Below are 11,370 nucleotides of genomic sequence, written 5' to 3'. Positions count from 1 at the left end.
AGCCTGACTGCGTGAAAAGGAGCGGGCCGTTCGCGTACGGCGGTCAGCCCACGGCGGTCAGCCCACGGCGGCCGTCACCCGCGGACGCCACCGCGGGTTCAGCCCGCGGCGCGGCGCAGGTCGAACAGTTCCGACGGGGAGATCGGCATCCGGTCGATCACGAGGCCCTCGGCGTCCTCGATCGCCGAGGCGATCACCGCGGAGACCGGGATGACGCCCGCCTCGCCCGCACCCTTGATGCCCAGGGGGTTGAGCGGGGACGGGGTCTGCAGGTGCGCGGTCTCGACGGCGGGCACCTCGGTGGCGTACGGCATCAGGAAGTCCATGAACGAGGCGTTCAGCAACTGGCCGTGGCCGTCGTAGACCATCCGCTCGTACAGGGCGCCGCCGACGCCCTGGGCCACCCCACCGTGGATCTGCCCTTCCACGATCATGGGGTTGATCAGGTTGCCGCAGTCGTGGACGACGGCGTAGCGCAGGATGCGGATCTCCGCGGTCAGCGGGTCGGTCTCCACGATCGCCGCGTGCATGCCGGAGGCGAACGTCGAACGGATCGGCGAGTAGTAGTCGCGGCCCTCCAGCCCCGGCTCCTCCCCCGGGGCCACCGGCGGCCGGTCGAAGGAGGAACCCGCCCCGGCGAACTGGGTCGCTCTGGCCGCCTCCTCGTCGAAGGCGTAACGCAGCGGATTGGACAGCACCGCCACGGTCGCCAGCGGGATCGACGCCCCCGGGGCGCCCACCACCCGCACCTCGCCGTCGACGATCTCCAGGTCGCGGGGGTCGGCCTCCAGCGCGTCGGCGGCGACGCGCAGGGCCTTGTCGCGGACCTTCCGGCACGCCAGGGCGATGGCGTTGCCGCTCATCACCGCGGCCCGGGAGGCGAACGTGCCGACCGCGTAGCCGAACCTGCGGGTGTCACCGGTGACGACGGAGATCCGCTCCAGCGGCACGCCGAGCTCGGTGGCGGCGATCTGCGCGAACACGGTCTCGTGGCCCTGGCCCTGCGAGGTGAGCCCGGTGGAGACGTGCACCCGGCCGTCGGAGGTGACCTGGACGTGGCCGCCCTCGTAAGGGCCGACGCCGGTGCCCTCCACGTAGCAGCCGACGCCGATGCCGATCGTGCGGCCCTCGGCGGCGGCCCGGGCCTTCTCCTCGGGGAAGGAGTCCCAGCCGATCATCTCCTTGAGCATCCGCAGCGACTCGGGGTAGTCGCCGCTGTCGTAGATCAGCGGCCGGCCGTCCTGGAAGATCAGGCCCTGGTCGTAGGGGAACTCGTCGGGCTGGATGAAGTTGGCCGCCCGCACCGCGGTGCGGTCGAGCCCGAGGTGGCGGGCGATGTGGTCCATCGTCCGCTCCATGCAGAAGACCGCCTGCGGGCGGCCGGCACCCCGGTACGGGGTGACCTGCACGGTGTTGGTGTAGATCGAGGAGAACTCGACCCGGTACGCCCCGATCTTGTAGGGGCCGAGGAGCTGGGTGGAGGTGATGATCGGCACGATGATCCCGTACGGCGTGTAGGCGCCGTGGTCGTGCAGGATGTTCACGTCCAGCCCCAGGACGCGGCCGTCGCCGTCGAAGCCGACTCGGACGAACTGCACCTGGGCCCGCTCGTGGGCGGAGGATGTGAAGTGCTCGCGCCGGTCCTCGGTCCACTTGACCTCCCGGCCGAGCGTCATCGCCGCCCACGGGACGAGGATCTCCTCCGGCCACGGGTGCACGATCTTCACGCCGAACCCGCCGCCCACGTCCGGGGCGATCACCTCGACCTTGGGCAGCGGCAGCCCGAGCTTGGCCGCGATGGCCATGCGGACGCTGGTGGAGGTCTGGGTGCTGGAGTGGACGCGCAGGGAGCGGTCGTCGGCGTCCCAGCGGGCGTGCACGCCACGCCCCTCCAGCGGCATGGACGCGCTGCGCTCGATGTCGAGCCGGAAGGCCAGGGTGTGCGGGGCGGACTCGATGATCTCGCGTACCGCCCGCCCGGACGCCGAGGGCACCTCCTGCACCAGGTGCGCGCCGACGTTGCCCGGCACGTCGGCGTGGACGAGCTGGGCCGACTGCGTGGCCTCCTCCACGCCGACCACCGGTTTGAGGATCTCGTAGTCGACCCGGATGAGGTCGCAGGCGTCCTCGGCGAGGTAACGGTCGCGGGCGACGACCATCACGACGGGCTCGCCGACGTGCCGGACGATCTCCCGGGCGAGCGGGTGGGCGGTGCGGCCGTGGGTCAGCGCGGGGTGCGGGATGAGCAGCGGCAGCGGCTGGGCGAGCGCACCCGGCAGGTCCTCCCAGGTGTAGATCGCCAACAGCCCGTCGACGTCGATCGCGGCCGAGACGTCGATGTCGCGGATGCGGGCGTGGGCGTGCGGGGAGCGGACGAACGCCGCCGCCAGGGCCCCGGCCCCCAGGTCGTCGAGGTAGAGCCCGCGTCCGGTCAGCAGCCGCGGATCCTCGCGGCGCCGGACCGGCTCGCCGAACAGTTTCGTGGTCATGCCCGCCTCACCTGCCCCGCCCGCCCGCTCACCGGTCCTCCGCCATGATCTCGGCGGCGCGGTGGACGGATTTGACGATGTTCTGGTAGCCCGTGCAGCGGCACAGGTTGCCGGAGACGCCCTCCAGCACCTCCTCCTCCGTCGGCGCCGGGTTCTGGCGCAGCAGCGCGGTCACCGTGCACAGGAAACCGGGTGTGCAGAAGCCGCACTGCAGGCCGTGGCACTCGGCGAAGGCCCGCTGCACCGGCGAGAGCGTGCCGTCGGGGGCGGCGAGCCCCTCCACGGTGGTGATCTCGTGCCCGTCGGCGCCGACCGCGAAGACCAGGCAGGAGCGGACGGGCTCGCCGTCCAGCAGCACCGTGCAGCAGCCGCAGACGCCGTGCTCGCAACCGACGTGGGTGCCGGTCAGCCCGAGGTCGTGGCGGAGGCAGTCGGACAGCAGTCGCCGCCCCGGCACGGCGACCTGCTGGACGACCCCGTTGACGGTCAGCGTGATCTCATGCATCGGCTGCCTCCCTGGCGGCGTCGCGGAGCGCCTGCTCGGCGAGGACTCCGGCGAGATGCCGCCGGTACGCGGCGGTCGCGTGGATGTCGGCCTCCGGCTCGACCCGTTCCCACACGGCCTGCGCCGCCGCGGCCCAGTCGGCCGCGGCGGCGGGCCGGTGACCGGCGGCCTCGGTGACGTCGACGATCACCGGGACGGGGCCGAGGCTCACGCACGCCACCGCGGCCCCGGTGACCCGCAGGTCGTCGTCGAGGCCGACCAGGGCCGCGATCCCGGCCAGGGCGTAGTCGCCGTGCCGCCGGGCGACCTCGCGGAAGGCGGTGCCCGAGCGCGGGGGCAGGGCGGGGAAGAACGCGGAGACGGCCAGTTCGCCCGGCTCGATCGCCGACTCCAGCGGGCCGGTGAAGAAGGCGGCGGCCGGGACGTCGCGGACGGCGCCGGGCCGCGCCAGCCGCACCGAGCCGCCCAGCAGGGCGAGCACGGCGGGCAGTTCGGCGGCCGGGTCGGCGTGGGCGAGGCTGCCGACCACGGTGCCGCGGTTACGGATCACCGGGTGGGCGACCAGGCGGAGCGCCCGGCGCAGCAGCGGCTGGACGGCGGCCACCCGCTCGGAGCGCTCCACCTGGGCGTGCCTGGCCAGGGCACCGACCCGGACGCCGCCGGGCTCCACGTCGAGGTCCGCCAGGCCGGGCAGGCGGTTGATGTCGACGAGGTGCCCGGGGGCGGCCAGTCGCATGTTGAGCATCGGGATGAGGCTCTGCCCGCCGGCGAGCACCTTGCCGTGCTCCCCGACCTCCGCGAGGGTGTCGAGCGCCTCGCCGAGCGAGCGGGGAGCGTGGTAGTCGAACGGGGGTGGCTTCAACTGGTGGCCTCTCGTCGCGTCTCCGGCGCCTGCGGGCCGGCCCCGTCGTTCCGGCCGCCGGCGATGGCCCGGAGCACGTGGTAGCCCACCACTACCACGATGGTGCCCAGCGCGATGCCCTCAAGCGTGAACTCCCCGCTGATCATGTGCTTGACCGGGCCGATGGCGAGGATGATGCCCGCCCCGATCGGGACCAGGTTGACCGGGTCGGAGAAGTCGACCCGGTTCTCGATCCAGATCTTCGCGCCGAGCAGGCCGATCATGCCGTACAGGATGACGGTGATGCCGCCGAGCACGCCGCCCGGCGTGGCGGCGACCAGCGCGCCGAACTTGGGGCACAGGCCGAACAGGATCGCGATGATCGCGGCGATGTAGTAGGCGGCGGTCGAGTAGACGCGGGTGGCGGCCATGACGCCGATGTTCTCGGCATAGGTGGTGGTCGGGGAGCCGCCGAAGGAACTGGCGAGCGCGGTGGCGACGCCGTCACCGGCGACGGCCCGGCCGATGTACGGGTCGACGTCGGTACGGGTCATCTCGCCGACGGCCTTGACATGCCCGATGTTCTCGGCGACCAGCGCGATCACGGCCGGGAGCACCAGCAGGACGGCGGAGAACCTCACGTCGGGGAAGTGCATGTCGGGCAGGCCGATCCAGTCGGCCTGGGCCACCGCGTCGAAGTTCACCCGCGGACGCGGCGCGAGCGCGGCGCCCGCGGCGTCGTAGGGGGTGACGGGCCCGAACACCCGGTCGGCCCCCCAGGAGAGGAGGAAGCCGATGACCAGCCCGAGCAGGATGCCGATCCGGCCGACGAAACCCTTGAAGAGCACGATGATGACGAAGGTGACGCTCATCGTGATCAGCGCGATCCACCGGTCCTGCGGCCAGTAGACGTCGGCGACGACGTACGCCAGGCCGAAGCCGATCAGCATGACGACCGCGCCGGTGACGACGGGCGGGAAGATCCGGTGGATGATCTGCACACCGAGGAAGTGGATCGCCGCGCCGACGAGCGCGAGGACGAGCCCGGCGACGAGGATGGCCCCGGTGACGATCGCGTCGACGGCGGGCGTGTCACCGCCGAACAGGGCCCGGATGGCGAGCACGCCGCCCACGAAGGACGCGCTGGTCCCCAGGTAGCTGGGGACCCTCCCCTTCACGATGAGCAGGAACAGGATCGTCCCGATGCCGGAGAACATGATGGCGACGTTGGGGTCGAGCCCCATCACCAGGGGGAAGACGAACGTCGCGCCGAACATGGCCACGACGTGCTGCGCGCCGAAACCGACCATGCGTGGCCAGGAGAGCCGCTCGTCCGGTCTGACGACCTCCCCCGGGGCCAGGGTCTTGCCGTCGCCGTGTTTCGTCCAACCTGGAACCATCGAGCCCCACCTTTCACCGGGCCGTCGGTCGGTGGCCACCCCGCGGGCATCCCTCCGGCGAGTCCACTCAACTACCGTTGCGGGCACATTAGGACTGATGTCATACCCGTACATCGTCATGATCTGCCAAATCTGAGTGGCCGATCAGCCGACGCGTTGCGCACGCCGCCGCCGCGTCCCCGGTGAGGCGCGGGCCGCTACCCGGCTGTCACGTGGATCTCGAAGCCGTGGCCGGAGACGACCTGGCCGTCACGGATCTTGCAGGTCTTGCGGAGCTCCACCCGGCCGTCCACCAGCACCTCGCCGCCGGAGATGAGGAGCTTGGCCTGGCCGCCCGTCTCGGTCACGCCGCAGTACTTGAGCAGGTCGCAGAGCGGGATGTATTCGGTCTCCAGCTCGAAGGTCTCGTTCACGCCCCGAGTCTAGATCCCGCGCATCCGCAGGACGTGAAGGGCCAGGGTCAGGTTCAGCCGGAGGTGGGCGTCCTCGGTGAAGCCGCCGAGCAGGCGCTCCAGTTTGCCGATCCGGTAGCGCAGCGTGTTGTAGTGGAAGTGCAGCCGCCGCGCCGTCTCCGCGACGTTGAGGTTGGTCTCCAGCAGCACCTGAAGGGTGCGGCGCAGGTCGGCGTTCTCCGCGTCGTCGTCGGAGGCGAGCGGGCCGAGGGTCTCGCGGACGAAGGCGTGCAGCTCGGCCGTGTCGTTCACCAGCGACAGCAGGCGGTAGACGCCGAGCTGGTCGAAGTGGGCGACCGCGCCGTGGCCGTGGAGCTGGCGGCCCACCCTGGCCGCCTTCAGCGCCTGGCCGTACGCCTCCGGCAGCGCCTCCGCCCCGAGCGCGGTGCGGCTCGCCCCGGTGGAGAAGGTGGCGGGCAGGCAGTCGGCGAACGCGGCGGCGGCGTCCCTGGCCAGCCGGGTCGCGTCGACGGAGGCGTCCACGACGGCGACGACCTCGTGGGAGAACCCGGCCACCGCCCCGCGTGGGTCGTGGCGGCGCATCGCGGCGGTCCAGCAGGCGACCAGGCGATCCTGTGCGGCCCGCTCGTCGCCCTCCGGGTCGAGTTCGGCCACCAGCACCGTGACCGGGCGCTGCAGGTCCCAGCCGAACGCCCGGGCCCGTGAGGCGACCCGTTCGGAGCCGCCCGCCCGGCCGGTGAGCACGTCGCGCAGGAAGTCGGCGCGGTACTTGCTCTCGACCGCGTTGACCGCCTCCTGCCGGGTCACCACCAGCGCGGCGACCGTGGCGGCGCGTTCCAGGATGCCGACGTCGCCGTCGCCGATCGAGCCGACGGGGCCGCAGGCGACGATCCGGCCGTGGTGGTGGCCGCCCGCGACCACGGGCACCGAGGTGCGGCTCTCCTCGGCGGCGCCGCACAACGTGGGCAGGTGCTCGGCGGGGCCGGCGGCGGCCAGCACCTGCCCGGTGCCGTCCAGCACGGCCACGGCCACGCCGAGGAGCCCGGCGACCTCGGCCGTCACCTCGCGCAGCCCGCCTCCGGCGAGCACGACCTGCACCAGCGCCCGGTGCGCCTCCTCGGCCCTGGCCAGCGCGGCGGCCTGGCGGTTGAGGATGTCGGTCAGCACCTGGTTGAGGATGTCGTCGAAGCCGACGTCGTCGGGGAGCTGGATGAGCGGGAAGCCGAGCCGGTCGGCCTGCTCCACCATCTCCTCGGGCAGCTCGTCCAGGTAGCGGCCGAGTTTGACGGCCAGCGCGGCCAGCCCCCGCTCGTCGAGGTCGGCCACCAGCCGGCCGAGCGACTGCGGGGTGTTGCGCAGCGGGTAGCCGGTGGTCAGGAGCAGCTCGTTCGGTTTGACCCAGGCGAGGACGTCGGGCACCTCCATCACGTTGAGCCGCTGCACGATGCGGTCCAGCCCCCGCCCGCCCGCGATCAGCCGGGCTCCCGCGAGCGTCGAGACACCGAGGACCTCGCCGACGGCGACGCCGTGGATGATCGTGCCGGTACTCGCCGGACGCACGGGAGGCTCCATGAGGCGATTGTTACCGATAGACCCGTCTGGCAGGAAGAGCCAACCTTTGGGCTGACTGTTGGCATCTTTCTCCGTACGGCCTCGTCCGCCCCCGTTCTACCGTCGCCTCAATGGATGGGGGATTCGTGAGCGAGCGCATCGAGCGGATGAGCGGGGAGAACGCCTTCGTACGGGGGCGTCCATGACCGTCGGGACGCGGCCCGGTCCACAGCGGCACGCGGACGCGCGGACGCACGGCGCCGGCGCGGCCAGCACCGCGCTCCGTCCGATGCTGGAGGCGCCGCGCCGGCCCGCCCGGGTGCTCGCGGCCTTCCCCGCCGGGGTCTACCTGGAGGTCCGCACCGAGCTGGAACCCCAGGTGGTCGCGGTGGTCAGCGGGAAGGCCACCCGGCTGCCCAACGCCATGGTCGTCGCCGGCCCGATGCCGCGGGCCGAGCTGGGCGCCGAGGCGTACGTGGGCGACGGCTCGATCGACATCGGGCGGCTCAGCCTGCGGGCCCACCGGTGGTGGGACCCCGCCCCGCCGCTCGGCCCGGTGCCGGCGGCACGGCTGGCCCGCGCGCTGCCCGCACTGGCCGGGCTGTGCGACCGCTCGCCGCGGCGTCCCGGGCTGGAGGGCAACGGCGCCGTCGCCCTGCTGGCCCGGGGGTGCGCGGAGGGATCGCTGCTCAGGAGCGTGACGGCCGCCGAACAGCTCGTCGGCCTGGGCCCCGGACTCACCCCGAGCGGTGACGACGTGCTCGCCGGGCTGCTGGTGGCGCTGCGCCACCTGGGCACCGCGGCGGGGGCGGGCGGAGCCGTCTGGCTCGCCGACTGGCTGGCCGCCGCGGTCACCTTCGACGTGCGCGGCAGGACCACCCCCATCTCGGCGGCGCTGCTGCACTGCGCCGCCCGGGGCGAGGCCAGCGGCGAGGTGCTGGCCGTACTGCGCGGGCTGGCCGGACAACAACCCCTGGAGCCCGCGCTGCACCGCCTGCTGAGCCTGGGCCACACCTCCGGTGCCGACCTGGCCTGGGGGGTGCGGATCGGGCTGGCCGCCGTGATCGACGTGGAGGGCAGGACAGTTGAGCACTGATGTGGTCCGGGTACGCACGGGCGTCTACCACGACTCGGTGAGCCTGATGCGGATCAGCCGGGCGGCCGGCGCGCTGCCCGGGGTGCAGGTCGCGGTGGTGGCGATGGCCACCGAGCTCAACCTCGGCGTCGCCGCCGAGCTGGGCTTCGACCTGCCCGCGGCCGGCCCGGCGGACCTGCTGATCGCGTTGCGCGGCGACGGACCGGACGAGTTGGAGGCCGCCTCCGCCGAACTGGACCGGTTGCTGGCCGGCCTCGCCGGGGGGACACCGGCCGGGCCCGCAGCCGAGCGACCCCCGCGCACCGTACGCGCCGCCGCGCGCGACCGTGGCGGCGCCGGGGCCACCGGGGCGGCGGTGGTCCTGGTCTCGGTGCCCGGCCCGTACGCGTTCGCCGAGGCGCTGGACGCGGTCGAGGCGGGGCTGTCGGTGATGGTGTTCAGCGACAACGTGCCGGTGGAGCAGGAGGTGCTGCTCAAGAGGCGCGCCGCCGAACGCGACGTGCTGGTCATGGGCCCCGACTGCGGCACCGCGGTGATCGGCGGCGCGGGACTGGGGTTCGCCAACGTGCTGCGGCCCGGCCCGGTCGGGGTGGTGGCCGCCTCCGGCACGGGCGCCCAGCAGGTGACCTGCCTGCTGGACCTGGCCGGCGTCGGGGTCGGCCAGGTGCTCGGCGTGGGCGGCCGGGACCTGTCGGCGGAGGTGGGCGGGCTGTCCACCCTGCGCGCCTTGCGGGCCCTGGACGCCGATCCGGGCACCGAGCTGATCCTTCTGGTCTCCAAGCCTCCCGCCCCGGAGGTCGCGCGGGTCGTCGAGGAGGCCGTCGCGGGCCTGGGAACACCGGTGGTGACGGCCCTGCTCGGCCCGGACGGGGACGACCTGACCACCGCCGCCGAGGCCGTGCTGCGCAGGCTGGGCACCCCGGTCCCCGAGTGGCCGTCCTGGCCCGCCGCGGGCGTCGCGGCCACCGGTCCCGGCGACACGGCCTCCGCCAGTGCGACCTCCGACAGTGCGACCTCCGACAGTGCGGTCTCCGCCGGCGCGGGTGACGGCGTGACGCCGGGCGGCACGGGCGGCACCGGCGGCGCTGCGGCCCCGGCGGTTCCGGCGGCCCCGGCGGTTCCGGCGGCCCCGGCGGGGAGGCTGCGGGGGATCTACGCGGGCGGGACGCTGTGCACCGAGGCCCGGCTCGTCGCCGGGACCGGCGAGTTCACCGACTTCGGCGACGACGCCTACACGCGCGGCCGGGCACACCCGATGATCGACCCGACGCTGCGCCTGGAGGCGCTGGCCGCGGTGCCGGCCGGTGACGTCGCGCTGCTCGACGTGGTGCTCGGCCACGGCGCCGACCCCGACCCCGCGGCGCGTCTCGCCCCGGAGATCGCCTCGGCCCGCGCCAGGGGCGTCACGGTGGTCGTCGCACTGGTCGGCACCGAGGGCGACCCGCAGGGGCTGCACGCCCAGGCGCGGGCTCTGCAGGCGGCGGGCGCCGCGGTGTTCGCCTCCAACGCGCGGGCCGCCGCGTACGCGGCGCGCGTCGCCCCGGCCGGTACCGCGACCCCTCGATGAACCGTTCCCGCAGGTCCGGGGCCTGCGTTCGCCCGGCGGAACGCCACCGCCCTCAGCCCAGGAGTGCTCGTTGACGCTGTCCATGCTCTCCGGAGAACCGGAAGTGATCACGGTCGGGGCCGACGTGCTCGGTGAGGCGCTGGACGCGCAGGCCGTCCCGCGGGTGCGGGTGGACTGGCGTCCGCCGATGCCCGGCACCGAGACGGACCTGGCCCGGGTTCTCGCCGACCCGCGCCGGGCCGGCGCCAACGAGACCGCCGTGGGACGCCTGCTGTCCGCCCGGCCCCACCTTGTCGGGGTACGGCCCGCGAGCGAGGTGCTCGACCTGCCGGAGGGCACCTTCCTGCACGCGGGGCCGCCGATCGAGTGGGAGCGGGCGTCCGGCCCGCTGCGGGGTGCGCTGGTCGGGGCGATGCTGCTGGAAGGGCTGGCCGCGGACGCCGAGGAGGCCGAACGGCTGCTGGCCGCCGGGCGGGCCCGGCTGGACTCCTGTCACCACCACCGGACCGTGGGGCCGATGGCGGGTGTGGTCACACCGTCGATGTGGATGTTCGAGGTCCACGACGCCGAGCATGGCGGCACCGCGTACTGCTCGCTCAACGAGGGCCTGGGCAAGGTGCTGCGCTACGGCGCCTACGGTCCCGAGGTGCTCGAACGCCTGCGCTGGATGGGCGAGGTGCTCGGCCCGGTGCTGCGCGCGACGCTGGAGCGGAGCGGGCCGCTGGACCTGCGGGCGCTGATCGCGCAGGCCCTGCAGATGGGTGACGAGCTGCACAACCGCAACCGGGCGGCCACCTCGCTGATGGCGCGCGAGCTCGCCCCGTCGATCGTGGAGACCGCACCCGGCCACGCCGCCGAGGTCCTGCGTTTCGTCAACGGCAACGACCACTTCTTCCTCAACGCGGGCATGGCCGCGTGCAAGGTCAGCGCGGACGCCGCCAGGGGCGTCCCGGGCTCCACCCTGGTGGTGGCGATGGCGCGCAACGGCACGGACTTCGGCGTCCAGGTCTCCGGCCTGGGCGACCGCTGGTTCACCGGCCCGGCGGGGGTGCCGGACGGGCTCTACCTCGGCGCGTACGGGCCCGAGGACGCCAACCCGGACATCGGCGACTCCACCATCACCGAGACGGCGGGCCTGGGCGGTTTCGCGATGGCCGCGGCTCCGGCGATCGTCCGGTTCGTGGGCGGCGACGTGGCGGAGGCGACGGCGGCGACCCGGTCGATGTACGAGATCACCCTGGCCGAGCACCCGGCCTACCAGATCCCCGCGCTCGGCTTCCGGGGCACTCCGGTGGGCGTCGACGTCACGCTGGTCGCCAGGACGGGCCTGCTGCCCACGGTGAACACCGGCATCGCGGGACGGGTCGCGGGCACCGGGCAGGTCGGCGCGGGTCTGGTCAGCCCGCCCGCCTCGGCGTTCACCGCGGCGCTGGCCGCGCTGGCCGAAGCGGCCGGAGACGCGGGATGAATCGTTTCGGCGATCTTTTACCATAAGGTCGGGTGAAGTC

9 protein-coding genes are annotated in these 11,370 nt (G+C 73.8%); 3 read left to right on the top strand and 6 right to left on the bottom strand.

Annotation, left to right across the window (positions count from 1 at the left end):
* Positions 1 to 98: 98 nt before the first annotated feature.
* The 6 genes from cutA to F4562_RS27265 form a co-directional block, all read right to left on the bottom strand.
* Complete coding sequence (cutA, locus tag F4562_RS27290) at positions 99 to 2,489, bottom strand: aerobic carbon-monoxide dehydrogenase large subunit (RefSeq protein WP_184541592.1); 2,391 nt, start codon at positions 2,487 to 2,489, stop codon at positions 99 to 101.
* A gap of 28 nt (positions 2,490 to 2,517) precedes the next feature.
* Complete coding sequence (locus tag F4562_RS27285; protein ID WP_184541593.1) at positions 2,518 to 2,994, bottom strand: (2Fe-2S)-binding protein; 477 nt, start codon at positions 2,992 to 2,994, stop codon at positions 2,518 to 2,520.
* Complete coding sequence (locus tag F4562_RS27280) at positions 2,987 to 3,856, bottom strand: FAD binding domain-containing protein (protein WP_184541594.1); 870 nt, start codon at positions 3,854 to 3,856, stop codon at positions 2,987 to 2,989. Before F4562_RS27280 ends, F4562_RS27285 begins: the two co-directional genes overlap by 8 nt.
* Positions 3,853 to 5,235, bottom strand: a complete 1,383-nt coding sequence (locus tag F4562_RS27275) for a uracil-xanthine permease family protein (protein ID WP_184541595.1) — start codon at positions 5,233 to 5,235, stop codon at positions 3,853 to 3,855. The genes F4562_RS27280 and F4562_RS27275 overlap by 4 nt, the downstream gene beginning before the upstream one ends.
* Before the next feature lie 197 nt (positions 5,236 to 5,432).
* Positions 5,433 to 5,648, bottom strand: a complete 216-nt coding sequence (locus F4562_RS27270) for an RNA-binding S4 domain-containing protein (protein ID WP_184541596.1) — start codon at positions 5,646 to 5,648, stop codon at positions 5,433 to 5,435.
* 9 nt (positions 5,649 to 5,657) lie between these two features.
* Positions 5,658 to 7,220, bottom strand: coding sequence for a PucR family transcriptional regulator (locus F4562_RS27265; RefSeq protein ID WP_184541597.1), 1,563 nt, complete (start codon positions 7,218 to 7,220; stop codon positions 5,658 to 5,660).
* A gap of 181 nt (positions 7,221 to 7,401) precedes the next feature.
* Between F4562_RS27265 and F4562_RS27260 the strand changes: the two genes are divergently transcribed.
* From F4562_RS27260 to F4562_RS27250, 3 genes are all read left to right on the top strand, one after another.
* Positions 7,402 to 8,295 (top strand): oxamate carbamoyltransferase subunit AllH family protein, encoded by an 894-nt coding sequence (locus F4562_RS27260; protein WP_184541598.1) that lies wholly within the window; start codon positions 7,402 to 7,404, stop codon positions 8,293 to 8,295.
* Entirely contained in the window at positions 8,285 to 9,862 is a 1,578-nt protein-coding gene (locus F4562_RS27255; RefSeq protein WP_246473578.1) for an AllF/FdrA family protein, read from the top strand. The genes F4562_RS27260 and F4562_RS27255 overlap by 11 nt, the downstream gene beginning before the upstream one ends.
* 70 nt (positions 9,863 to 9,932) lie before the next feature.
* On the top strand, positions 9,933 to 11,330 hold the full coding sequence (locus F4562_RS27250; RefSeq protein WP_221206947.1) for a YlbE family protein: 1,398 nt from the start codon (positions 9,933 to 9,935) through the stop codon (positions 11,328 to 11,330).
* Positions 11,331 to 11,370 lie beyond the last annotated feature (40 nt).

The sequence above is a fragment of the Streptosporangium becharense genome (assembly GCF_014204985.1).
Classification (GTDB): Bacteria; Actinomycetota; Actinomycetes; order Streptosporangiales; family Streptosporangiaceae; genus Streptosporangium; species Streptosporangium becharense.
The sequence above is the reverse complement of the archived record's forward strand: the minus strand, read 5'-3'. Positions and strand labels throughout refer to the sequence as shown.